This is a genomic window from Methylorubrum aminovorans, from assembly GCF_022179725.1.
Lineage (GTDB): Bacteria > Pseudomonadota > Alphaproteobacteria > Rhizobiales > Beijerinckiaceae > Methylobacterium > Methylobacterium aminovorans.
The window spans coordinates 782368-803684 of the sequence record NZ_BPRC01000001.1 but is presented as its reverse complement, the minus strand read 5'-3'; the positions used below and the strand labels follow the sequence as shown (position 1 = coordinate 803684).

The 21317-nt window shown below is 68.0% G+C and carries 23 protein-coding genes and 2 pseudogenes; 13 read left to right on the top strand and 12 right to left on the bottom strand.

All coding sequences use genetic code 11. The features are described 5' to 3' along the window. Positions 1–11: 11 nt before the first annotated feature. From MFF24_RS03690 to MFF24_RS03680, 3 genes are all read right to left on the bottom strand, one after another. Positions 12–419 carry a hypothetical protein gene (locus tag MFF24_RS03690; protein ID WP_108940773.1) on the bottom strand — a complete coding sequence of 136 codons (408 nt, stop codon included), beginning with the start codon at positions 417–419 and terminating at the stop codon, positions 12–14. A gap of 173 nt (positions 420–592) precedes the next feature. Beyond that, positions 593–1252, bottom strand: a complete 660-nt coding sequence (locus MFF24_RS03685; RefSeq protein ID WP_238222443.1) for a 3-oxoacid CoA-transferase subunit B — start codon at positions 1250–1252, stop codon at positions 593–595. Positions 1253–1359: 107 nt separating this feature from the next. Next, positions 1360–2097 (bottom strand): CoA transferase subunit A, encoded by a 738-nt coding sequence (locus MFF24_RS03680; RefSeq protein WP_238222908.1) that lies wholly within the window; start codon positions 2095–2097, stop codon positions 1360–1362. A 366-nt stretch (positions 2098–2463) separates the two neighbouring features. Here MFF24_RS03680 and MFF24_RS03675 point away from each other — a divergent pair, with 366 nt between their 5' ends. Continuing rightward, positions 2464–4368, top strand: coding sequence for an AsmA family protein (locus tag MFF24_RS03675; protein ID WP_238222441.1), 1905 nt, complete (start codon positions 2464–2466; stop codon positions 4366–4368). A gap of 196 nt (positions 4369–4564) precedes the next feature. Here the strand turns inward: MFF24_RS03675 and MFF24_RS03670 are convergent, their stop codons facing one another. Next, a complete protein-coding gene (locus MFF24_RS03670) occupies positions 4565–5821 on the bottom strand; it encodes a D-alanyl-D-alanine carboxypeptidase family protein (protein WP_486291634.1) in 1257 nt (418 codons plus the stop codon). A gap of 167 nt (positions 5822–5988) precedes the next feature. Between MFF24_RS03670 and MFF24_RS03665 the strand changes: the two genes are divergently transcribed. From MFF24_RS03665 to MFF24_RS03640, 6 genes and pseudogenes are all read left to right on the top strand, one after another. Next, entirely contained in the window at positions 5989–6369 is a 381-nt protein-coding gene (locus MFF24_RS03665; RefSeq protein ID WP_238222440.1) for a hypothetical protein, read from the top strand. 94 nt (positions 6370–6463) lie between these two features. After that, complete coding sequence (gene rnd / locus MFF24_RS03660; RefSeq protein WP_108940769.1) at positions 6464–7618, top strand: ribonuclease D; 1155 nt, start codon at positions 6464–6466, stop codon at positions 7616–7618. 186 nt (positions 7619–7804) lie between these two features. After that, positions 7805–8092, top strand: a complete 288-nt coding sequence (locus MFF24_RS03655; protein ID WP_108940768.1) for a hypothetical protein — start codon at positions 7805–7807, stop codon at positions 8090–8092. Positions 8093–8141: 49 nt separating this feature from the next. Then, positions 8142–9068 (top strand): DNA-3-methyladenine glycosylase family protein, encoded by a 927-nt coding sequence (locus tag MFF24_RS03650; RefSeq protein WP_238222439.1) that lies wholly within the window; start codon positions 8142–8144, stop codon positions 9066–9068. Then, positions 9065–9501 (top strand): annotated as a pseudogene (locus MFF24_RS03645) (GNAT family N-acetyltransferase). Before MFF24_RS03650 ends, MFF24_RS03645 begins: the two are co-directional and overlap by 4 nt. Positions 9502–9557: 56 nt before the next feature. After that, a complete protein-coding gene (locus MFF24_RS03640) occupies positions 9558–9776 on the top strand; it encodes a hypothetical protein (protein WP_108940765.1) in 219 nt (72 codons plus the stop codon). Between the two features lie 77 nt (positions 9777–9853). Here MFF24_RS03640 and MFF24_RS03635 read toward each other — a convergent pair whose 3' ends face one another. The 3 genes from MFF24_RS03635 to MFF24_RS03625 all read right to left on the bottom strand — a co-directional run bounded on the left by MFF24_RS03635 (position 9854) and on the right by MFF24_RS03625 (position 12745). Then, on the bottom strand, positions 9854–10765 hold the full coding sequence (locus MFF24_RS03635) for a metallophosphoesterase (RefSeq protein WP_238222438.1): 912 nt from the start codon (positions 10763–10765) through the stop codon (positions 9854–9856). A 37-nt stretch (positions 10766–10802) separates the two neighbouring features. After that, entirely contained in the window at positions 10803–11018 is a 216-nt protein-coding gene (locus MFF24_RS03630) for a hypothetical protein (RefSeq protein ID WP_133088311.1), read from the bottom strand. A 335-nt stretch (positions 11019–11353) separates the two neighbouring features. Next, positions 11354–12745: an aminotransferase gene (locus MFF24_RS03625; protein WP_238222437.1), complete on the bottom strand. Its 1392-nt coding sequence runs from the start codon at positions 12743–12745 to the stop codon at positions 11354–11356. 121 nt (positions 12746–12866) lie between these two features. On the opposite strand from MFF24_RS03625, the pseudogene MFF24_RS03620 reads away from it, so the two are divergent. After that, positions 12867–13405 (top strand): annotated as a pseudogene (locus MFF24_RS03620) (hypothetical protein). 21 nt (positions 13406–13426) lie between these two features. On the opposite strand, the gene MFF24_RS03615 reads toward MFF24_RS03620, so the two are convergent. Further along, a complete protein-coding gene (locus tag MFF24_RS03615) occupies positions 13427–13789 on the bottom strand; it encodes a hypothetical protein (RefSeq protein WP_238222436.1) in 363 nt (120 codons plus the stop codon). A gap of 490 nt (positions 13790–14279) precedes the next feature. Further along, complete coding sequence (locus MFF24_RS03610; protein WP_017486160.1) at positions 14280–15083, bottom strand: response regulator; 804 nt, start codon at positions 15081–15083, stop codon at positions 14280–14282. A 178-nt stretch (positions 15084–15261) separates the two neighbouring features. On the opposite strand from MFF24_RS03610, the gene MFF24_RS03605 reads away from it, so the two are divergent. Further along, entirely contained in the window at positions 15262–15483 is a 222-nt protein-coding gene (locus MFF24_RS03605) for a NepR family anti-sigma factor (RefSeq protein ID WP_238222435.1), read from the top strand. Between the two features lie 73 nt (positions 15484–15556). Here MFF24_RS03605 and MFF24_RS03600 read toward each other — a convergent pair whose 3' ends face one another. After that, on the bottom strand, positions 15557–15733 hold the full coding sequence (locus MFF24_RS03600; protein WP_003599466.1) for a DUF1328 domain-containing protein: 177 nt from the start codon (positions 15731–15733) through the stop codon (positions 15557–15559). A gap of 810 nt (positions 15734–16543) precedes the next feature. Here MFF24_RS03600 and MFF24_RS03595 point away from each other — a divergent pair. Both MFF24_RS03595 and MFF24_RS03590 read left to right on the top strand, forming a co-directional pair. Further along, the gene (locus tag MFF24_RS03595; RefSeq protein ID WP_238222434.1) at positions 16544–17488 is read left to right on the top strand and encodes a DUF2865 domain-containing protein; all 945 of its coding nucleotides are present in this window, start codon (positions 16544–16546) and stop codon (positions 17486–17488) included. A gap of 87 nt (positions 17489–17575) precedes the next feature. Further along, positions 17576–18508, top strand: a complete 933-nt coding sequence (locus MFF24_RS03590; RefSeq protein WP_238222431.1) for an MBL fold metallo-hydrolase — start codon at positions 17576–17578, stop codon at positions 18506–18508. Positions 18509–18536: 28 nt separating this feature from the next. Here the strand turns inward: MFF24_RS03590 and MFF24_RS03585 are convergent, their stop codons facing one another. After that, positions 18537–19316, bottom strand: a complete 780-nt coding sequence (locus MFF24_RS03585; protein ID WP_238222429.1) for a DUF1499 domain-containing protein — start codon at positions 19314–19316, stop codon at positions 18537–18539. Positions 19317–19438: 122 nt separating this feature from the next. Between MFF24_RS03585 and MFF24_RS03580 the strand changes: the two genes are divergently transcribed. Continuing rightward, on the top strand, positions 19439–19912 hold the full coding sequence (locus tag MFF24_RS03580; RefSeq protein WP_238222427.1) for a MarR family winged helix-turn-helix transcriptional regulator: 474 nt from the start codon (positions 19439–19441) through the stop codon (positions 19910–19912). A 116-nt stretch (positions 19913–20028) separates the two neighbouring features. Here MFF24_RS03580 and MFF24_RS03575 read toward each other — a convergent pair whose 3' ends face one another. Beyond that, positions 20029–20217 (bottom strand): con-10 family general stress protein, encoded by a 189-nt coding sequence (locus tag MFF24_RS03575; protein WP_041371474.1) that lies wholly within the window; start codon positions 20215–20217, stop codon positions 20029–20031. Positions 20218–20797: 580 nt separating this feature from the next. Between MFF24_RS03575 and MFF24_RS03565 the strand changes: the two genes are divergently transcribed. Further along, positions 20798–21247 carry a Crp/Fnr family transcriptional regulator gene (locus MFF24_RS03565; RefSeq protein WP_108940754.1) on the top strand — a complete coding sequence of 150 codons (450 nt, stop codon included), beginning with the start codon at positions 20798–20800 and terminating at the stop codon, positions 21245–21247. Positions 21248–21317: the final 70 nt, after the last annotated feature.

Sequence of the window (21317 nt, the reverse complement as noted above, 5' to 3'; positions counted from 1 at the left end):
ACTTGAAAAAATCAGGCCGGAAGGCCCGCCGGCTCGAACAAAAAGTCGTCGACCGAGGGGATCGTCACCGCGAGGCCCGAGCCGTAGCCGGCCTTCGACAGACGCCACGGCCGCTCGGAGCGGGCGCGGATCGCCTCTGACGGACGCAGGCGGCGCAGCGCGCCATCCTCGCCCATCTCCTCGATGGTCAGGAAGCCGTAGACCTGAAGGCGCGAGGCGATCAGCTTGGTCTCGCGGTCACCCGCTGGCACCCGGAGGCTGCCCGTGGCGTAGACCGCATCCATCAGGCTGCGCTGGTCGGCCCGCGAACGGCTCCGCGGTGCCGCGACGGCTCCGAATTCGGAGGCGATGGCTCCCTGCCGCGCCGCAGCCGGGCGGCGAAAGGGGATGACGTTGTCCGTTCCCGGAACGCTACGCATACACACGCACCTTCGTATCGCGAAAAGCTCCCCGACCGGTGCGCTCTCAAGGCGCGATCCGATCGATGCGAAGCTTTCGACGATCCCGATTAATGCCTGCTTAGCCATGCCGGCCCGCGGCAGGCGGAAGACGTCCCGAAACGGGCCGCCCTCCCCTGCCGAGCTTGCTTGTCTCAGTTCAGCGCGACCTTGAATGCGCCTTCGGTCTTGGCGCGAACCTCGTCCTCGGTGACGCCGTCGGCGAGCTCGACCAGGGTCATGCCGCCCTCGCCCTTCTTGTCGATGGTGAAGACGCCGAGGTCGGTGATCACCATGTCGACCACCTGCGTGCCGGTGAGCGGCAGGTCGCAGGTCTTCAGCAGTTTGGGGCTCTCGGATCCGTCCTTGTTCTTGGCGACGTGCTCCATCACCACGACCACCTTCTTCACGCCGGCGACGAGATCCATCGCGCCGCCCATGCCCTTCACCATCTTGCCGGGGATCATCCAGTTGGCCAGGTCGCCGTTCTGCGCGACCTGCATCGCACCGAGGATCGACAGGTCGATGTGACCGCCGCGGATCATCCCGAACGAGTCGGCCGAGGAGAAGTAGCTCGTGGACGGCAGCGCGGTGATGGTCTGCTTGCCGGCGTTGATGAGGTCGGGATCCTCCTCGCCCTCATAGGGAAACGGTCCCATCCCGAGCATGCCGTTCTCGGACTGCAGCTGAACCGACATGCCCTCCGGGATGTAGTTCGATACCAGCGTCGGGATGCCGATGCCGAGATTCACGTAGAAGCCGTCCTGCAGCTCCTTGGCGGCGCGCTCCGCCATCTGTTCACGGGTCCAGGCCATTTTCGACGTTCCCTCGTTTGGCGCATCGTCGGAAGCGACGAGGCGCCATCCGCCGCGCAAGGCGGCGACGCACCGTCGCGCTCGCGGCCTTCCGGCCGATGTTCGGTTCAGATCTGGCCGCCGCCGGCTGCCGCCGCTTCCGGCTCTTTGCGCTTGCGCACGGTGCGCTGCTCGATGCGCTTCTCGCGGGTCGGGACGTGGAGGATGCGGCCGATGAAGATGCCCGGCGTGTGGATGTGGTCGGGGTCGATCTCGCCGGGCTCGACGAGGTGCTCGACCTGCGCGACCGTCACCTCGGCGGCGGTGGCCATCATCGGATTGAAGTTGCGCGCCGTCTTTCGGTAGACGAGGTTGCCCTCGGTATCGCCCTTCCAGGCGTGGACGATGGCCAGATCCGCGAAGAGCCCGCGCTCCATCACGTAGCTCTCGCCGTCGAACTCGCGCACCTCTTTGCCCTCGGCGACCTTGGTGCCGACGCCGGTCTTGGTGAAGAAGGCCGGGATGCCCGCGCCGCCGGCACGGATGCGCTCGGCCAGCGTGCCCTGTGGGTTGAATTCGATCTCAAGCTCGCCGCCGAGATACTGGCGGGCGAATTCCTTGTTCTCGCCGACATAGGACGAGATCATCTTCTTCACTTGGCGGGTATCGAGCAGCTTGCCCAGGCCGACGCCGTCGATGCCGGCATTGTTGGAGACGACGGTCAGATCCTTTACGCCGGAGGCCTGGATGGCGTCGATCAGCTCGTCCGGAATGCCGCACAGGCCGAAGCCGCCGGCCATGATCGTCATGCCGTCGCGCAGCAGGCCGGCGAGTGCCGCCTTCGGATCCGGGTAGACCTTCTTCATCGACAGCGTCCCTTCCTCGTCTTCCGCGATCGCGGGCGTCGCCAAGCGTCGGGCTTCATGATTCGGCACTCGGCCGCAGTCCCGATCGATGGCGATCGGGTGTGCAACGCAAGGCCGTTTTCGTCAAACCGGCGACGCATTTGTGCGCGATGCAAAACCCCCGTGCCGTAACCGACCGCCGGGTCGGAGGGGCGGCGTCCGTCCTCCCTCCGTAGGGCGAGTCGCACCATCCACCGCATTGCGGGCTGCTCTCCCCTCGGTCGCGAGACAGAAGGACCGGAACCGGCTAAGCATCTGGATCGCACGGCGCGTCACGCCGATGCGGTTCGGCCGAACCCGATCCGCATCGCCCGCCCACGGAGTGTAATGTCGCTGCGCCGCACCCTTTCAGCCCTCGGACTCGGGCTTCTCGCCACGGTGTTGGTGGCGGCCTGCCTGCCATGGTCGGTCGAGGCACCTGCGGCCGCCCGTTTCGTGAGCCGGGGGCTGCAGCAGAGCTGGGGCGTGACCCTCGCCGCGAAGGGGCCGACGGAGGTGGTGCTGCTCCCGCTCCCACGGGTCGTCTTCCGCAATATCCACCTCTCCGAAGGCGCTGCGGTCGGGCCGGTTCTGGCCTCGGGCGGAAACCTGTCGCTTCAACTCGACCTCGCTGCACTGCTCACCGGCCGGGTCGAGGTCGACTCTCTGACCCTCGACGGCGCCGACGTGACCCTGCCACAGGCGGTCGGGGATAGCCGATGGTCCGGCGCTTTCGAGCGGCTGACCCACAGCATCGCAGGCGAGGACGGGGACCGGCCGCGCAGGGTCATCCTGACGCGTTGCGCGGTCACGGGCCTCGACCCGCGGGACGCGCGGCTGCGCACGATCCGCGACGTCGATCTCACGATCTCCTGGCCCGCCTGGAGCGAGAGCCTCGCCTTGACCGGAGGTTTTCGCTGGGACGGGGGCCACGCCCGGATCACGCTCGCGGGCCTGCGGCCCCACGCCCTTCTCTCCGGCGGCGAGAGCCCGTTCACCGCTGCCGTGACATGGCCCGCCGGCTCGCTGAACGCCGAGGGCAGCGGCAGTCTGCGCGACGGTCTGAGAGCATCCGGAACGGGCCGCCTCCAGACGCGCTCGCTCCACGACACGCTGGCGCTCCTCGGCGCCAGCCTCCCCCTCTCGCCCTTCGTCGAAGATTTTTCCGTGGAGGGAAGCTTCGAGGCCGGCTCGGGCCAGATCCAGTTCCCCAATGTCACCGTCCGCAGCGGCGGCAACACTCTCGAAGGGGCGGGCTCGGCCGTCCTCGGTCCGCGCCGCACCGCGGTGCAAGCCACGCTCGCCGCCGAGACTCTCAACCTTTCGCCCCTGCTCGGCGGCGTCCTGCGGCTGACGGGCTTCGATCACGCCGACGACGCGACCTGGCGCGCGCGGTCGCTCGACCTGCGACCCTTCATCGGAGGGGACCTCGACCTTCGGATCTCCGCCGGCAATGCGCGGATCGGGCCGGTGCAACTGACGGATCTCGCCTCCAGCGTCCTCGTCCGCGAGGACGGCATCGAAGCCTCACTCGGCCGTGCCAACTTGAGCGGTGGCATGGTCAAGGGGCGCATCTCCTTCGCGGCCGACGAGGGGGACGCGGCCCCGACAAGGATCAAGGCGCAGGGAAGCTTCGACGGGCTCGATCTCGGCGCTCTCATGGACGAGATCGGGCAGTCCCGCTGGATGGTCGGGGCGACGCGCGGAAGCCTCGTCCTGGAGGCCACAGGCCACGATGTCGGGGCTGTGGCCCGATCCGTTTCAGGGCGGCTTGCCCTGGAGAGCGAGGACGGTGCCCTATCCGGCCTCGACCTGGCCGATGTGATCCACCGCGGCGGAGCGATGGCGCCGGGAGCCTTGGCGCGGCGCAACGGGCGCACGCCGTTCGAGAAGGCCGCCGTGACGCTGCTGTTCGCCGACGGCGTCGGCGAGATCGTCGAGGGGCGGCTCGCCTCCCGCACCCTCGGCGCCTCGCTGAACGGCCGTGTCGCCCTGGCCGACCGTCGCTTCCAGGCTCGGGCCGAGATCAAGCCGCGGGCGGATGCCTCGGCCGACGGCGCAGCCGCCTCGGCCACATTGTTCGAGATTGCCGGTCCGTGGAATGCGGTGAGCGTGCGAGCGAATGCGGACCCGCGTCCGGGTGAAGACGATGCCCGCCAGAACGCCGTCTCCGAGTCTGTCCGCCGGCCCGGAGCGGACCTGCCTCTCGGCATTCGCGCCTACGCGCCGTCGAACGCGTCTGCGGGACCTTGACGGCCTGACGGTCCGATTTTACCGGCATCCCGCCTCCGGTCGATCGCCTCAGCGCCTTTAGCCGTCATCGCGAGGCGAAGCCGAAGCGATCCCAGGGCGCGACAATCTCAGGAGAAGGTCGCGTCGCTGAATCGCTTCGCTGGCGCTCGCGCCGACGGAAAGGCGACGCGTTCAAAGCCATCGAACGCGACCGGTCTCAGGAATTGCCGCTCGCGGCTCCCGCCGCCGAGGTTCCGCCGGAGCCGTTGCCGCCCTTGGCCTTATCGAAGGCGCGGCGGACGAGATCGGTGCCGACCTCCAGCGCCGCGTCGAGGGCCCGCTGCGACAGGGTTCCGGCCTCGACCGTCTCGCCGGCATAAAGCGGCTGTTCGAGCGCGACGGCATCGCCGCGGGTGACGCGCAGGCGGCCCACCTCGCGGCCCTGCTCGACCGGCGCAACGAGCGGCCCCTGGTAGACGACCTTGGCCGTGACCCGATCCGTGGCGCCGCGGGGGAGCAGCAGGCGCACCGGCTTCTTGGCCACAACAGCCACCGAGCCTTTCTCGCCGCCGAAGACGGAAACATCGGCCACGGTCTCGTTCGCAGCGAAGACCTGCCGCGGCTCGAAAGCGCGAAAACCCCATTCCATCATCTTGCGGGTCTCCGCCGCTCGGTCGCGGGCGGTCTTCAGGCCCGAGACGACCATGATCAGCCGCTGGCCGTTCTGCACCGCCGAGCCGGTGAGCGCGTAACCCGATTCTTCGAGATAGCCGGTCTTGAGACCGTCGGCGCCGATGTCGAGGGTCAAGAGCGGGTTGCGGTTCTGCTGCTTGATCTTGTTCCAGGTGAACTCGCGCTCAGAGTAGATTTTGTAGAATTCCGGGTAGTTGTCGATCAGGTACTGGGCGATCCGCGCCATGTCGCGGGCCGTCACCTTCTGGTCAGGAGCCGAGTACCCGGTCGCGTTGCGGAAGGCCGAGCGCGTCAGCCCGATCTCCTTGGCGCGCTGGTTCATCATCCCGGCGAAGGCTTCCTCGGTGCCCGCCATATTCTCAGCGATGGTGATCGCCGCGTCGTTGCCCGATTGTACGATCAGCCCACGCAGGAGGTCGGAGAGTTTGATGCGGCTGTTCACCTGCGCGAACATCGAGGAGCCGCCGCCCCCTGCCCCGCCGCGGCGCCACGCGTCGTCAGTCACCGTGAATTCGGTGTCCATGGAAAGGCGCCCCTCCTTGATGGCACGGAACACGATTTCCGCGGTCATCAGTTTGGCCATGCTCGCCGGAGAGAACGGCTCGTCGGCCGCCTTCTCGAACAGGACCGAGCCGGATTCCGCGTCGATCAGGATCGCGTGGGTGGCCGCGGTCTGGAAGCTCTGGGCATGCGAGGGCGGCGGAGAGAGGACGGCGCAGAAGATTGCAGCCAGCATCCCCGCGAGCGCCCAACGCGCCGCTCGGAACCGTGTCTCACCCATTTCCGCCTCTCCCGCGAACCGTTTTCCGCTCGTCCCCGCCAAGCGTGACCTTAGCCCGGATACAATCCGATATCGAAGGCAAAGTTCGTTTTCGCACCGCGTCACGACGGCACCGCACAGCCTCGCGCGCGCTTGTGGAATACGGGGGCAAATCCCATATCAAGCCTATGGAATTCCGAGACTTTCACCCCATCAAGGCGCCCGGCCTCCGGGCCCGCCGCCCGGCTGCGCCGGCCCCTGCCGGCGCGGCGCGGGACCGCTGGCGGACGCTGCCTCTCGAAGGAACGTTCGAGGTCGTGTACGAGGATGCTCGCGGAGCCTGGACGACCCGTACCCTGGACGCGCGCGAGCTGAAGCTCGGGCCCGGCCGCACCCTGCTCGGCGGAACCGACCGGGTGCACGGCCTCTATCGCGGTTTGCGCGCCGACCGCATCCGGCGGCTGACCGAGCCCGCCTCCGGCACGCGCATCGAGACCGGCATCCTCGATTGGCTGCTGGCGCGCGCCGAGGCGCAGCGGAAGGCGCATAGGCCACGCCGAGCGGCGTGACCGGGCGAAGTTTTCCCGCTTCCCTGCAATCGCGTGGGGACAAGAGGCCTCCCGTCGTCTCGCGATCACGCGAGACCTTCGGTATAGCCGGTTCATGGAACTGATCTCCGCAACGCAGGCCTTGTCCGACGCCTGTGCCCGGCTCGCCGCGCAGCCCTTCGTCACCGTCGATACGGAGTTCATGCGCGAGACGACCTATTATCCGAAGCTCTGCCTGATCCAGATGGCGGGTCCGGACGGCTTCGCCTGCCTCGTCGATCCGCTTGCGAAAGATCTCGATCTCAAGCCGTTCTTCGACCTGATGGCCGACGAGAGCACCGTGAAGGTGTTTCACTCCGCTCGGCAGGATCTGGAAATCATCTGGCTGCTCGGTGGGCTCCTGCCGCACCCGTTCTTCGACACGCAGGTCGCGGCCATGGTCTGCGGCTATGGGGACTCAGTCTCCTACGAACAGCTCGTCAACGACGTCGCCAAGGCGCGTATCGACAAATCCTCCCGCTTCACCGACTGGTCGCGCCGCCCCCTCTCCGAGGCGCAGCTCGCCTACGCCCTGTCCGACGTCACCCACCTCGTGACGATCTATCAGGTGCTGGCGGCCGAACTCCTGAGCACGGATCGCGGCCTCTGGCTCGACGAGGAGATGGCGGTCCTGACCTCGCCCGAGACCTATCAGGCGGAACCGGCCCAGGCTTGGCGCCGGCTCTCGGGCCGGATGCGCAAGCCGCGCGAGATCGCCGTGCTGATGGAAGTCGCCGGTTGGCGCGAGGCGGAGGCGCAGAGCCGCAACGTGCCTCGCGGCCGCATCCTCAAGGACGAGGCGGTGATCGACATCGCCACCGCCGGGCCGCGCAGCGTCGAGGCGCTGGGGCGTCTGCGCACCATTCCCGCCGGCTTCGAGCGCTCGCGCACCGGTACCGAGATCCTCGCTGCCGTAGAGCGAGGTTTCAACCGCGACCTGTCGCAGATCGCGCTGCCGGAGCGCAGCCGCTCGCGCGGCGGCGGCAGCGGCGCGCTTGTTGATCTCCTCAAGGTGCTGCTGAAGGCGGTGGCCGAGGCCGAGGGCGTGGCACCCAAAATCATCGCCACCGTGGACGATCTGGAGGCCTTGGCCGAGGATGACGCGGCGGATGTGGCCGTGCTTCAGGGCTGGCGCCGCAGCCTGTTCGGTGACAAGGCCCTCGCGCTCAAGCATGGGCGGATGGCGCTCTCGGTCGAGCGTGGCCGGGTGACCGTGCGCGAACTGACGTAACCGCATCGTTTCCGCGCGAGCCTGCTCCATCGCGGGCCCTCCGGCATGTCCCCGGCCGTCGGAAAAGGCGTTTAAGAAATCTGCCTGTGTCACTGCCGGATCTTGGCGGCGGAACCCGGGTGACGTAATTCGGGATTAAGTGGCAACCCGTTTTGCCTTTCCTTCCCGGTCGCGGTCGCCCGCCTGATGTTCGAGCCGAACGAAGTTCTCCAGGTTCAGAGCGGCCGCGGCGCTCTGTCCGCGGAAGGGATCGCGCCGGTCAAGGTCCGCTACAAGCTCGTCGTGGAGCGGCGCGACGGCATCGTCCGTGCCCATGGCAGCGTGACCGGCCGCCACAGCGCCCTGCACCCGCTCTGGCTCACGCCGGACGCGACCCTGCATCTGAAGGACGCGCGTCTCCTGGCCGTATCATTGACCGATCTCGTGGGCGATACCGCCGAGTTCGAGAGCACCGAACCGGTTGCACGCGGCTGAGACCCGCCGGAGAGTGGCTTCGACCTTCGTGCCGCGCGTACCCTGAACGATGACGCTCGCCCCTCTGCCGACGGCTCGCGAGGCCGACGCTCATGTCACGCTCGCGGTGCGGCCGCCCTACGACTGGGCGCATCTCGAACGCTTCTTCGCCGATCATGCGAGCCCCGGCGTCGAGATCGTAAGCCCCGGACGCTATGCGCGCACGTTCAGCCTCGATGGGCGGCGCGGCACGCTGTCCGTTAGGCCCGAAGCCGACACCCTGTCGGTACACATCCACGGCCTCGATGCGCAGCATGCCCGCGGCGCTATCCTGGCGCGGGTTCGGACGATGTTCGATCTTGATGCCGACCCGCGGGCGATCACCCATGGCCTCGGGCGAGACCCGCTCACCGCCACCCTCGTCGCGCGCCGTCCCGGCCTGCGCATGCCGGGCGCCTTTGACGGGTTCGAGCTGGCGGTGCGGGCGATCCTCGGGCAGCAGGTCTCGGTCGCCGCCGCTACGCGCCTCGCCGGCCGCCTTGTCGCCGCCTTCGGCACCCCGCTCACGCCGGAGGAGCAGGGCGAGGAATCGGGCCTGACCCACCTGTTTCCGACGCCCGAACAGCTTGTCGAGGCCGAGATCTCGCTCGTGCTCAACATGCCCCGCGCCCGCGGCCGAGCGATCCAGGGGCTTGCGGCGGCGATGCGGGCGACGCCGGACCTGTTCGCGCCGGGCGGTCGGCTCGACGAGACCATCGGCCGCCTCATTGCTCTACCCGGCATCGGCGAGTGGACCGCGCACTACGTCGCCATGCGCGCGATGGCGCAGGCCGACGCTTTCCCGGCGGGTGATGTCGGGTTGATGCGCGCCCTCGATACCGGCGCAGGGCGGCCGAATCGCGCCGCGCTTCTTGGCCGCGCGGAAGCATGGCGGCCCTGGCGCGCCTATGCCGCGATTCATCTCTGGGCCGAGGATGCAGCACGGAGGACGCCATGAGGATCCGGGATCCTGCTGCCGCCGACGAGAGCGGCTGGCGTCAGCTCTGGGCGGGCTACTCGCCTTCTACGGTGAGGACCTCGCCGAGGCGGTGACCGCCGCGACGTGGCGGCGCATCCTCGATCCGGCCTCGCCGGTCTTCGCGCGGCTCGCGGAGGCGGACGGGACGCTCGTGGGAATGACGGTCAACGTGCTGCACGAGGGGACGTGGACGACCGCGCCGATCTGCTACCTGGAGGATCTCTTCGTCGCCCCCGAGGCGCGGGGCGCCGGGATCGGCCGGGCGTTGATCGGCGATCTCGTCGCGATGGGGAAGGCGCGGGGCTGGTCGCGACTCTACTGGCACACGAAGAGCGGGAATGTGCAGGCCCGGCGGCTCTACGAGCGCTTCGTCGCAGCCGACGATTTCTGCCGCTACCGCCTCGTCCTGTGATCGTTAACGCCTCGTTTACCATGGCCGCATCACGGTCAGGTTCAGGAGAGAGAGCCATGAACCGACGAGTCGGCCGTAGTTTCGATGTCCTCAGCGAGGCGCAGCTCAGGGCCGGGCGCACCGCCGCCCGCCGGGTCGCGCCGGACGCCCTGACCCCGCATGTGGGACCGCGGCCGATCGCCCATCTTCTCGACACGATCCAGCAGGTGGCCGAAGCCGCGACCGGCGAACGCAGCTTCCTGCATGTCGGCGCTCCCGCATCGCGGAAGGGGTGAGGGCAAGCGCATGGCCTCGAAAGGTGGCCGCCGGCTTTCGGAAAAGGCGATGCACGGGCAGGCGGATCGAGGGTCGATCAGGCGGCGGGCACGCCGCCCAGTTCGACCAGAACGATCTCCGGCGGCACACCCAGCCGGACGCCCACCCTGCTGACGCCGAGGCCGCCGGAGACGATCAGGTGGCGCCCCTCCTCGACCACGTGGCCGTAGGCAAAGCGCTGGCCGTAGCGGGAGAGCAGCAGGGGTGAGTAGCCGAGCACGCGAATCTGGCCGCCATGGGTATGGCCCGACAGCGTGAGCGAGACGCGGTCCGGCATGTTCACGAAGATGTCGGGCTCGTGCGCCATCAGGATCACCGGCGCCGTATCGGTCACCTGCGCGAGCGTGGCCGGAATGTCGGCGAGGCTGCGGCGGCTGCCGATCGGCAGGAACGGTTCCTGGTCCGCGAGGCCGGCGATCCAGAACGGCCGGCCGCCCTGGACGAGTCGCACCGCATCGTTTTCCAGGACTGGAATGCCGCGGGCTTCGAGCAGGCGGCGGACCTCGACCGGCCCCCTGCCCGCCAGCATCGCCGCGCGGTCGTCCCACCAATCGTGATTGCCGAGGACGGCGTAGGTCCCGAGCGGGGCGCGCAGCCCTTCGGCGAGCCGCGCGAAATCGGAAAGCGGAACCCGGTGCCACGTCACCTTCCGTCCCGCCGGATAATCGCCGAGCAGAAGGATCAGGTCGGGCGCCAAAGCGTTCGTCGCCGCGACGATCTCGGCGACGCGGTCGAGTGGCATATACGGCTCGCCGACATGGACATCCGCGAGCACGGCGATGCGAAGGTGCAGGCCGGGGTCCCAGCCCGGCGGCGTCAGGCTGTAGCGTGTCAGCGCGAGCCGGAAACGCGGCTCGACGAGGAAGGCGTAAGCGCCTCCAGAGCCGAGCGTCAGCGCCGAAGCGCCGAAACCGCCCAGAACTTGCCTGCGGGTCGGGAGCATGCACATGCCGCCGGAGCCGACGGGGCCGCGGCGGTGCCGAGCCTCAGTCGACCGGCTCGTCCTCATGTACGAAGCGGAAGGCATTCCGGGCTTCCGGCTTCGCGCGGGACGCCTTGATCGCGCTGCGGCTGACATGGACCGCGGCGGCGAGCGCCGGCAGGGCCACGGGGCGGAAGCTCTCGCGATCCCCGGCCACGGTCACCGGGGCGGTGCTGCCCGGCTCTGCCGCGAAGGTCGGGGTTCGGCTGGGGGCGTACATGGGTCCTGTCCTGTTTGCGCTTCGGGACGGCCGGTGCGCGGCCGCGTCGATTGGGTCTCACGCCTCGCTCGTGGGGCGAGGAGGCCCTTTACACACCCTCGTCGTGGCAAGATTGCGAAGATGCCGACTTACCCTTGATCCATCCGGTGACATGAACGGAAGCTTAAGGCAGCCGAAATGCCGGACATTCGAGCAAGCCGACAAATCGGGCACCGGGCCGGGTCACTTTTCAGCCACGTGTTAGTGCACTGCACTATAGCCCGTCTTGCAACGCCCTCTGTCGATTAACATCCGAAGAGCCGGCGACTTGACCCAGGCGCCCATCGCTCCCGCCCTCACGCTGCCGAGCCCGGTTGCAAGCCTTCATGAGCGATCCAGGCCGCCGTTCGGTCGAGGGCGCGGGTCAGGCGTTCGAACAGGGTGTCGATCTCGTCCGGTTCGATCACCAGCGGTGGGCAGACGGCGATGCGGTCGCCGGCCAGAAAGCGCACGATCAGTCCCTCATCTTGAGCGAAGGCGACGCAGCGTGCCGCCACGGCTGCTTTCGGCTCGAATTGGCGTTTCGAGGGCTTGTCGGCCACGATCTCAATGCCGCCGATCAGGCCCATGCCGCGCGCCTCGCCCACCAGCGGGTGGTCGGCCAGCCGCGCCAGGGCCGCCTGAAAATGTGGGGCCCGCTCGGCGGCGCGCTCGACGATGCGATCGCGCCGGTAGATGTGGAGCGCGCGGTTGGCGACCGCACAGGCGACCGGATGTCCGGAATAGGTGGTGCCGTGGCCAAAGCCGCCGAGTTTGACGCTCTCGTCCAGCATCGCTCGGTAGAGCGGCTCGTCGATGCTGATGCCGCCGAGCGGCAGGTAGCCGGAGGTCAGCGCCTTGGCGAAGGACAGGGTGTGCGGGCGCAATCCGAGCGCCTCACCGCCGAACCACGTGCCGAGGCGGCCGAAGCCGCAGATCACTTCGTCGGCGACGAGGCGCACGTCGTAGCGATCGAGCACCGCCTGGATCGCCGGGAAGTAGCCGGCGGGCGGCACGATGGCGCCGCCCGCGCCCATCACCGGCTCGGCGAAGAAGGCGGCGACGGTGTCAGGATCCTCGGCCAGGATCTGCGCCTCGAGTTCCGCGGCGAGGCGCTGCGAATAGGCCTCCTCGCTCTCGCCGGCCTCCGCGCCGCGGTAATGGTGCGGGCAGGCCGCGTGCAGAAAGCCCGCGATCGGCAGGTCCCAGTCGGCGTGATTGGCGGGAAGGCCGGTGAGCGAGGCGGTGGCGACGGTGACGCCATGATAGCCCTTCCTGCGGGCGATGATCTTCTTCTTGCGCGGGCGCCCGAGTGCGTTGTTCATGTACCAGAGCAGCTTGACCTGCGCGTCGTTGGCCTCCGAGCCCGATGAAGTGAAGAAGATCTTCGAGGTCGGAACCGGCATCAGCTCCTTGAGCGTCTCGGCCAATTCGATCGCCGGATCATGGCTGCGGCCCGAGAACAGATGCGCGAAGGGCAGCCGGCCCATCTGCTCGGCGGCGGCCTCGACAAGCTCCTCGTTGCCGTAGCCGAGGGCGGTGCACCATAGCCCGGCCATACCTTCAAGGTAAGGACGACCGTCAGTGTCGTAGACCCAGACGCCGTGACCCCGTTCCAGCACCAGCGGACCGGTCTCGCGGAAGGTCGAGAGATTGGTGTAGGGGTGGATCAGGGTCTCGACGTCGCGGGCGGCGATGTTCGACAGCATGATGCGGCAGCCGTAAAGACTACGCCGACAGGATGCGCCGGCAGCGCCGCCACACTAACGGCCGCAATCTCCCTCAGGAAGGCGCCGTCTGCTTTCCACGAAGACGCAACGACCGCTCGCGATGCTCGATCCGGCCACCTTCGTCGCCGTACCCGCTCCGGGCCGTGCCTGCGGTCCCTGCACGCTCTGCTGCAAGGTCTACGATGTGCCCGCGGTCGAGAGCCCGGCGGGACGGTGGTGCCGGCATGTCCGCACGGGCGGCGGATGCGGCATCCATGCGGAGCGGCCCGGCCATTGCCGTGCCTTCCACTGCCTCTGGATGACGGAAGCCTGGATCGGGCCCGAGTGGCGGCCGGACCGGGCCAAGATGGTGCTCAGCCTCGACCCGGTGACGCGGTTCCTGAACGTGCAGGTCGATCCCGGCCAGGCCGGTGCGTGGAAGCGCGCGCCCTATCATGACCAGTTGCGACGCTGGGCGGCGGCTTCGCTGCCGCAGCGGCGCTACGTGCTCGTTCACGTCAACACACTGACGACAGTCGTCTTGCCGGATCGGGACGTGCCATTGGGCACTTTCGCACCGGGTGATCGGCTCGTGGCGCGCGAGCGGATGGGGCCGGCGGGACCGACCGCCGATGGGAGAAGATCTCCCAGCCGGCCTGATGACCGACGGGTCCGGATCGATCAGGTCATGCAGCGGCCGGGTACCATGCGGCGCGCCTCGGGTCCGACGAGGGAGCTGAGCGGAATCTCGCAGCCTTCCTTCGTCAGGCGGCGGGGCTTGGCCGGAAGCTCCTCCTGCGCCGAGCGGGTCGGAACCGTCTCCGTGCGCGTCGACGGGCTCGGCGCCGTTGCGACATGGATCGGATAGAGGGCGGTGGAGTAGGGGCGCATGCCGGGCAGGGGCGTTGCGGGCGCCTCGTAGGCGACGCGCGGAGCCGTCGGAGCGCCCATCGCATCCGCCTCCTGCCGCACCGCCGGCAGTAGAATCAGCGTCAGGATCGCAGCGGGAACACTCACACCGAGGACGAAGCCGGTCCGAAGCATCTTTGCGATCTCCGATGGGAGCTTGACAGGTTGTTAGCACAACGCTGCTTTTGGATCTCCGGTTCCTTCACTGTCCCGCTTCGGATCAAGTCAGTATTCTAGCTTCAGCCGGTCATGTCGCTTCCGCGAGAGCCCCAGGGTCTGATCACCGTGATCGTGGCAAAAACGCACCTGTGGATGAAAAATCGGCGTTCTGGTGTGGCTTTTGGAACCCAGCCGGCCGACAATCGTTGATGAAGCACCCGGCCACCTGGTCCTCCCCGCATTCCCCTTGTGCATCGGCCGGAACCTCTTCACGGGTCGGACAATGGTCCGGCCCGATTTTTTTTGCCCATGTCCGGCGCTGCGTAGGCGCGAGTGGTTTCGGTCAACTGCGGTTGGGATGGGGCGCTGATCGCCAAGCCAGCCCGACGTGAGAGCCTGAGGTTATTCCATGAAAAAAGGCGCCGGCCTTGCGGCTAGCGCCCTCTCGAGAGCGTCGGAGATCGGCTCAGGCGTTGTGCGCCTCGCGGCGGCGCGCGCTCTGCTGGAAGAACAGCGCCTGACTGATCACGGCCGAGACGTTGGCGGGCTGGAACGGCTTGGCGATGAGGAAGGCCGGTTCCGGCCGCTCGCCGGTGAGGAAGCGCTCCGGATAGGCGGTGATGAAGATCACCGGCACCTCGAAGGTTTTCAGCAGATCGTTGACCGCATCCAGGCCAGACGAACCATCGGCGAGTTGGATGTCGGCGAGGATCAGGCCGGGGCGCTTGCTCTCGGAGGCGATCTTCACCGCCTCGCTCCTGGTGCGCGCCACGCCGATGACGTTGTGGCCGAGCCCCTCCACCAGGGCCTCAAGATCCATGGCGATGAGCGGCTCGTCCTCGATGATCAGGATCTCGGTCGCCATGTCGGCGGCGAGTTCGCGACCCGCCTCGTCCACCAGATCGCGCACCTTGTTCACATCCACATCGAGGATCACGCCCGCATCTTCCTCGGAGAAGCCTTCGAGGCACGACAGCAGGAACGCTTGGCGCGGGAGCGGCGTGATCTGGCCGAGCCGGACTTCGGCCGGCAGGTCGTGCTGCACCTGATCGCTGTGGCCGTTGACGGAGAGCGAGTTCCAGATCCGCGTGAAGACACGGAAAAGGTCGGCCTTGACGTTCGTGCTGCGACCCAGGGTCTCAGGCTCGTTGACCAGCGTTTCGAGTGTTGCGGCGACGTAGGCGTCGCCGGCCACCTGACTGCCCGTGAGCGCGCGCGCATAACGGCGCAGGTACGGAAGGTGCTGCACGACCAGTTGTGCTGTCGACATGAGTTCCCCTGAGCCTCTTCGCTCTTCGTTATCGATGCGCCCCTAACGCGGGGGCCCGACGTCCGTTCCTGACTCATGCGGAACCCTGGCCGCATGGCCGCGTTGCTGCTGCAGCCATGACTCATGTCAAGCTGCAAGACAATCGCGGCGGATGTGGCGGCAAGGGGATCTTGAAAGCATGAACGAGGACGAGCCGGCCGGCACGTTCCCTTCTGGGGACCGGCCCACTCGGGTGCGTGGCGAAAACGGTTTGAATGACCAGACGCAGCGTCGCATCGGAAACCATCTGCGCGCGCTCTACGATTCCGTCGTGCAGCAACCAATCCCCGACCATTTCCGCGATCTGATCGCGCGGCTTGAGGATGACGGGCCGAAAACGGGGGAGCCGAGCGGCCCCTGACACTATCTTGCGATGAAGGTCGGACGGTTCGAGCCGCACCCGGGATCGGGGCGGCTCGTTTGTCAGGCGCTGGTCACAAGGTCGGCGAACGGCCGCGCATCAGGCCGATGACGGCCGAGATCGCGAACAGCACGATCGCGACGAAGAACACGAGCTTGGCGGCCTCCATGGCCGTGCCGGCGATGCCGCCGAAGCCCAGCAGGGCTGCGACGAGGGCAACCACCAGGAACGTAACTGCCCACCCGAGCATGTCGAACTTCCTTCCAACAACTGGCGCGGCCCGTGCCGCCGCCTCTTGGAAGCAATAACGCCAAGTTTTCGCCGCAAGTTCCTTTTGCCAGCGCGATGACGTGAAGGGTTTATCACGAACCGCGTGCGACCGTCGCAGGCCCTCGGAACCGACTGGCAAAGCCGGCCGTTCGTCACCATCTTACGGCAAGACGACGATCAGACTTGATGATGTGAAGGAGGCCTCTGGCGTGCCCGCACAGAAAAAGCCCTTAGTTCCCGGTGTTGCACAGGCGAAAGCGATTTTGGAGGCTGCCGCTCGGCTCGTGTCCTCGCTTGCGCCGCAGCCGGTTCTGCAGCCCATTCCCGTCCGGGTGAAATCCGCTCGCCGCCGTTGAGGCAGCCAGCCACCCGTTGAATTTCCCCCTTCGATCGCCGCGAGGCGATCAATTTCAGCGCCGTCCCCTCGGGCGGCGTTTTTTCTTGGCAGGCGACCTTCCGCCGATCGTCGCGCGGCCCTGGCTCTGGGCGTGGTGCTGCGCGGGCCTGGATGAGGCCGATCTTCGGTATCTGCAGCGGAAAAAGCCATTTCCCCGTGCAATACGGCAGTGCTCGCCCGAATCTGCGTGGTCTTCCCAAATTGTCACTGCCACGACCGGCGGCCTAGCTGAGAGCCGGGCGATCCGTTCGGCTGGTCTTGCTTCGAGGGCGGACACACTCGCACGCGCCGGAGCGAAGGGGCAGCGAGATGGAGTTCGGCAAGCGTAGGCCTGGAGCGTTGTCGGCGAGCGGTGCCGCCGATCGAGTTCATATGCCGCGGCGACGCTTGCTCGTGACCGCTGTCCTGGGCTTGCTGATCGGTATCGGCGCGACGAGTGCTGCGACGATGGTGCGAGCTTCCGAGCGCGGGTTGTTCAACGGATTATTTGAAACGATTTTCGGTGGCGCAAGCGCTGCTCCCGAGCCCGTCGCGAAGCCCATGCCCAGGGCCCCCCGTCGCTACGCGTCGCTGCCCGATACCCGATTCGCCGCCGGGCAGCGCTTCGTGCAACGCACGCCGCGCCTCGATGCGCGTCCGGTGCGGCCGGGCCGCCGGGAGCGGGCCGTCGCGCCCGCCTCCTTCGCCACCGGAACGCGGACCGTCTGCGTGCGCCGCTGCGACGGGTACGTGTTTCCCCTGGGCCGCCTGCAGGCACGGGGGGATCTTGCCGTTCACGCGGCCGCTTGCGCCGCCGCCTGCCCGAGCGCGCAGACCGACCTGTTCACCCTGGCGCCGGGGCGGTTCGAGATGGAGCAATCGGCTGGTCTCGATGGCCGACCCTATCTGCGCACCGCCTCGGCCAATCTCTATCGTCGCACGCGCGTGGAGAACTGCGCGTGCCAGCCATCGGGCGTCGCGGGACCGCTTATGCCCCTGGCCGACGACCGCACCCTGCGCCCGGGCGATGTGGTCGCCTCGGAAGAGGGGGCCGATCTCGTTACCGGCCTTTCCCGCTCGGGGCCACGGCTCGTCGATTACCGGGTCGCGGCCCTAAGCCAGCGCGGACGCGGTGCTATCGAGGAACGCGTCGGAGCCCTGCGTCGCGATGCGGCGCAGGCGGCGTTCCAAGACGTGCTGCGCGTTGCGCGGTCCGGATCCCGCCGCCTGCGCGTGGCCGAAGCGCAGACCATGGATCTGCGAACCGACATGGCCTCCGCGGGCTTCGCGCCGGTGGTCTCGCGTGGCGAGGGGTTCGCCCAAGTCCGTGTGGTAGCGCCCTCGCCGTTCGGGCATTGACCGCCGCCTCGCGGGTCAGGCCGCGAGTTGGCGAAAGCGCCGCGCTGTCGTAGGCGGGCGGCACCGTCGTCGTTTGAAGTCGTCCCCATGAGTGAATCGTCCGCGGACGCGCAAGGCCCCTCCCCCGGCTTCGAGAGCGCTCTGCCGGCGCCCGATCGGACCGAGACGTTGAGCCCCCTCGTGCGACGGCGGATCTGCCCCAACGGCGGCCCCTTCACCGCGAGCGGGACCTGCAGCTACATCGTCGGGCACGGTCGGGTGGCGGTGATCGATCCGGGACCGGCCGAGGCCGGGCATATCGAGGGGCTGTTGGCCTCGCTCGAGGGCGAGCGGATCGCTGCCATCGTCGTGACCCACACCCACCGCGACCATTCTCCGGGCGCGCGCCTGCTCCAGGCGCGCACGGGGGCACCGATCGTCGGCTGCGGCCTGCACCGTGCGGCGCGGCAACTCGCGGAGAACGAACTCCCCGCCCTCGACGCCAGCGCCGACCGCGAGCACCGGCCCGACCGCGAGCTGGCGGATGGTGAGAGCCTGACCGGCGAGGGATGGACGCTGACCGCTGTGGCGACACCCGGCCACACCATGAACCATCTCGCCTTCGCCCTTCCCGAGGAGAACGTGCTGTTCTCCGGCGACCATGTGATGGCGTGGTCGACCTCCATCGTCGCGCCGCCCGACGGGTCGATGCGGGCCTACATGGACTCGCTGGATCGCCTGCGCGAACGGAGTGAGACGCTGTACTGGCCGGGCCATGGTGGGCCGGTGCGCGATCCGCGCCGCTTCGTGCGCGGGCTTGCCGCTCACCGCCGCCAGCGCGAGGCGGCGATCCGCGCCCGGCTTGAGGCGGGCGATCATGACATCGCGGCGATCGTCGGCACCGTCTACCAAGGCCTCGCCCCGCATCTGCGCGGTGCGGCGGCCTTGTCCGTCTTCGCCCATCTCGAGGATCTGGTGGAGCGCGGCCTCGCCGTCACCGACGGGCCGCCCCTGCTCGGGGGGACGTTCCGGCCCGCCTGAGGGGCCGCACGGCGCGCGCCGGTGCCGGCTATTTCAGGGCGATGGCGAGATTGGCGACCTCGTCCAGGTAGGAGCGGATGCGATCGGCATTGTCGCCGAAATCGCGGTCGCCGATCCGGGAGGCTGAGCGCACGTCGATGCGGGCACCGTCCGCCCGCGGATGCACCCGCACGGTGATGTCGGCAGGCAGGTTCAGGATACGGGTATGGGCCACGGCCTCGATGCGGCCGTTGCCGATCCGTCCGCCGGGCCGGATCGCCTCGATGATCTGCCACTTGCGATTCACCGCCGCCTTGCGTGCCAGCTCGAAGGCCTCGTCAGCCTCGACGTCGAGGGTCAGCGGGGCGATCTGCGGATAGGCCGCTCGTTGCGCGTCCCGCGTCGCAGGTCCGGGCTCGGGCGGGTAGCGACCGTCGCGGGCGGCAAAAGCGAGGCGCGAGCGCGAGAAGGCGGGCGGGCGCTCGGTATCCGTCGAGACATCCGTGAGAGCGGGCAGGCGCACGCCTTTGAGCGCAGCATAGGCCGGATAGGCCAGGACGAGGCTTGCCAGGAACAGGCCGCCGACAGCCGCGCCAAGGCCGCCCGCGCCGTCGCGCCAGACCCTCACCATCGCGAACACGGCGAGGGCCACTGCGACGACGGAGAGGATGATCCCGCTGCCAAGCACGGCGAGGGCCGGAGTCGGCTCGGCCGACGGGCTGCGCACGATCAGCACCGCCATGGCGGTGACGATCAGGGAGAACAGGGCCAGCGTCCGCGCATAGCGGCCGGCCCGCGTCACCGGTTCATCGAGAAGCTGACGACGCATGACCCTGGAATGACGAGATGGAGTACGAGATGCGGATTGGTTGCCGAGCAGTCTACAGGTTGGGGGTGAACCGCGCCACTCGGCTGTCCGGCGTGAAACCCTCTGCTACAAGCTGGACGGACATGTCCGAGCGTCAAGCCCGTCCCGCGTCGAGCGCCGAACCCGTGGATCCCCTACGGGTCTGGTTCCGGTTCATCCGTCTGAGTCGGCGCGTCACCGCCGCCGTGGCCGGGGAACTGAGAGAGCTCGGACTGTCGATTCCGCAATTCGACGTGCTGTCGACCCTGAGCGAGCGTGAAGGGCTGACGCAGCAGGAGCTGGCCGCACGGCTCTATGTCACGAAAGGCAATGTGTCGGGTTTGATCGATCGTCTGGTCGAAGCCGGGCTCGTCGAGCGGCGTCCGATTCCCGGCGACCGCCGTTCCCACGCGCTTCACCTGACTCCGGCGGGGGCGGAGATCGCAGCCCGAGGCATCACCGCGCAGGCTGCCTATGTCGCGCGAACGTTAGGTCGGCTCGACGAGGCCGAACTCCGCGTCTTCGAAGACCTCGTGGTCAAATGGCGCGAACTGGCGCGTGCCGACTCGGTAATCTGAAAGCAGACACAAAAACAAACAGACGCCCGAGGCGCCCGTAGTAGAAATTATATTTCATTTTTTGAAGGGCCGGGCGGTCGAGCGCGAGCGACACGCCCGGAGCCGCCTCGGCCGAATTAGGCCTCGCCCGTGCGGCCTGTCGATTGACCGCCCTTGCGGCCAGCCGAAGAAGCCAATTCACGATCTTGCGAGAAGGAACGCTTCTCGGCGGGCACCGACCGACCACCCTTACTGGCGATCTCGCGCTGCCGTTCGATATTCATGGAAGCGAAACCTCGCTTCGAGGTGGAATTACCAGATGCCATCAGCGCCTCCTCAGGCAAAATCTTCACACCCTCCTCAACCGTCATCCCTTTCGATTGTTCCTTGGCCGTATCCGCGGCCGCGGTCCGGGAAACACCTGTTTCGTCCAAACGTTAGGTCTGCTCTCACCCGCGCGTTGCGCGGAGTTGTGAACAGGTCTCCACAGGCCGTCCAGCACCATCAGGAGCGGGGATGACGAACCGATATATGGTAAAGCGTTCACTCATGGCGAAGCCCGCTTCGGCGAACGGGGTGTCCGGTCTTCCCGAGCCGAACAGGTCGCCGCTGCCGGCGATGCCTGCGCCGGAAGACAGTCTGACACCGACGACGAACGAGGAGCCTGTCGATTCGCCGCAGCCGAATGCGAGTGCCAAGCGCGGTCCGCCGGGCTCCGGCGAACTCGGATTGTCCACCCGGCGCGAGTCCTGACTATCGGCACTATCGTGCCGATACGGCGCTGCCGTCAGCGTAGCCTGCTGAGCCCGGAGCAGGCGAGGACGCAGCGGTTTTGACACGATCCGCCCGTGCGTCTACCCGCGGGCCTTTCCGCCTGCAGCCCTGGAGGCGGATCGGAGTGTGTCCATGACCCTCGACAACGAGGTGACGTCCCTACGGCAGGTGCCGTTGTTTCGCGAGGTGGAGCCGTCGCGCCTCAAGCTTCTCGCTTTTACCAGTGAGCGGGTGCATTTCGAGGCGGGACAGGCCTTCTTTGCGCGGGGCGAGGCCGCCGATGCCGCCTACCTCATCCTCGAAGGGTCTGCCGCCGTCTCGATCGACGGTCCGATGGGCCCGGTGCGCCTCGCCCTGCTCGGCCCCAACGCCCTTCTCGGCGAGATGGGCATCCTGGCCGATCAGCCGCGCTCGGCGACCGTGATCGCCGACACGCCCACGACGGCCCTGCGGATCGACCGCGACGTGTTCATCGAGTTGCTCGCGCAGTTTCCGCAGATCGGCATCGCCGTGATGCGGGAACTCGCGCTGCGCCTGGAGCAGACCAATCAGCGCTTGGCCGAGCGGGTCGGCAGCGCCTGATGGGGTGCTGGGTTGATCCCGCTCAGACGCTTCGCGGACGATCTATTTCCGCGATCCATGGGGGATCGAC

What these genes read in the sequence shown, in the direction of transcription:
- MFF24_RS03690 (WP_108940773.1), bottom strand. Translation starts at nt 419, where the DNA reads ATGCGTAGCGTTCCGGGAACGGACAACGTCATCCCCTTTCGCCGCCCG.
- MFF24_RS03685 (WP_238222443.1), bottom strand. Translation starts at nt 1,252, where the DNA reads ATGGCCTGGACCCGTGAACAGATGGCGGAGCGCGCCGCCAAGGAGCTG.
- MFF24_RS03680 (WP_238222908.1), bottom strand. Translation starts at nt 2,097, where the DNA reads ATGAAGAAGGTCTACCCGGATCCGAAGGCGGCACTCGCCGGCCTGCTG.
- MFF24_RS03675 (WP_238222441.1), top strand. Translation starts at nt 2,464, where the DNA reads ATGTCGCTGCGCCGCACCCTTTCAGCCCTCGGACTCGGGCTTCTCGCC.
- MFF24_RS03670 (WP_486291634.1), bottom strand. Translation starts at nt 5,821, where the DNA reads ATGGGTGAGACACGGTTCCGAGCGGCGCGTTGGGCGCTCGCGGGGATG.
- MFF24_RS03665 (WP_238222440.1), top strand. Translation starts at nt 5,989, where the DNA reads ATGGAATTCCGAGACTTTCACCCCATCAAGGCGCCCGGCCTCCGGGCC.
- rnd (WP_108940769.1), top strand. Translation starts at nt 6,464, where the DNA reads ATGGAACTGATCTCCGCAACGCAGGCCTTGTCCGACGCCTGTGCCCGG.
- MFF24_RS03655 (WP_108940768.1), top strand. Translation starts at nt 7,805, where the DNA reads ATGTTCGAGCCGAACGAAGTTCTCCAGGTTCAGAGCGGCCGCGGCGCT.
- MFF24_RS03650 (WP_238222439.1), top strand. Translation starts at nt 8,142, where the DNA reads ATGACGCTCGCCCCTCTGCCGACGGCTCGCGAGGCCGACGCTCATGTC.
- MFF24_RS03640 (WP_108940765.1), top strand. Translation starts at nt 9,558, where the DNA reads ATGAACCGACGAGTCGGCCGTAGTTTCGATGTCCTCAGCGAGGCGCAG.
- MFF24_RS03635 (WP_238222438.1), bottom strand. Translation starts at nt 10,765, where the DNA reads ATGTGCATGCTCCCGACCCGCAGGCAAGTTCTGGGCGGTTTCGGCGCT.
- MFF24_RS03630 (WP_133088311.1), bottom strand. Translation starts at nt 11,018, where the DNA reads ATGTACGCCCCCAGCCGAACCCCGACCTTCGCGGCAGAGCCGGGCAGC.
- MFF24_RS03625 (WP_238222437.1), bottom strand. Translation starts at nt 12,745, where the DNA reads ATGCTGTCGAACATCGCCGCCCGCGACGTCGAGACCCTGATCCACCCC.
- MFF24_RS03615 (WP_238222436.1), bottom strand. Translation starts at nt 13,789, where the DNA reads ATGCTTCGGACCGGCTTCGTCCTCGGTGTGAGTGTTCCCGCTGCGATC.
- MFF24_RS03610 (WP_017486160.1), bottom strand. Translation starts at nt 15,083, where the DNA reads ATGTCGACAGCACAACTGGTCGTGCAGCACCTTCCGTACCTGCGCCGT.
- MFF24_RS03605 (WP_238222435.1), top strand. Translation starts at nt 15,262, where the DNA reads ATGAACGAGGACGAGCCGGCCGGCACGTTCCCTTCTGGGGACCGGCCC.
- MFF24_RS03600 (WP_003599466.1), bottom strand. Translation starts at nt 15,733, where the DNA reads ATGCTCGGGTGGGCAGTTACGTTCCTGGTGGTTGCCCTCGTCGCAGCC.
- MFF24_RS03590 (WP_238222431.1), top strand. Translation starts at nt 17,576, where the DNA reads ATGAGTGAATCGTCCGCGGACGCGCAAGGCCCCTCCCCCGGCTTCGAG.
- MFF24_RS03585 (WP_238222429.1), bottom strand. Translation starts at nt 19,316, where the DNA reads ATGCGTCGTCAGCTTCTCGATGAACCGGTGACGCGGGCCGGCCGCTAT.
- MFF24_RS03580 (WP_238222427.1), top strand. Translation starts at nt 19,439, where the DNA reads ATGTCCGAGCGTCAAGCCCGTCCCGCGTCGAGCGCCGAACCCGTGGAT.
- MFF24_RS03575 (WP_041371474.1), bottom strand. Translation starts at nt 20,217, where the DNA reads ATGGCATCTGGTAATTCCACCTCGAAGCGAGGTTTCGCTTCCATGAAT.
- MFF24_RS03565 (WP_108940754.1), top strand. Translation starts at nt 20,798, where the DNA reads ATGACCCTCGACAACGAGGTGACGTCCCTACGGCAGGTGCCGTTGTTT.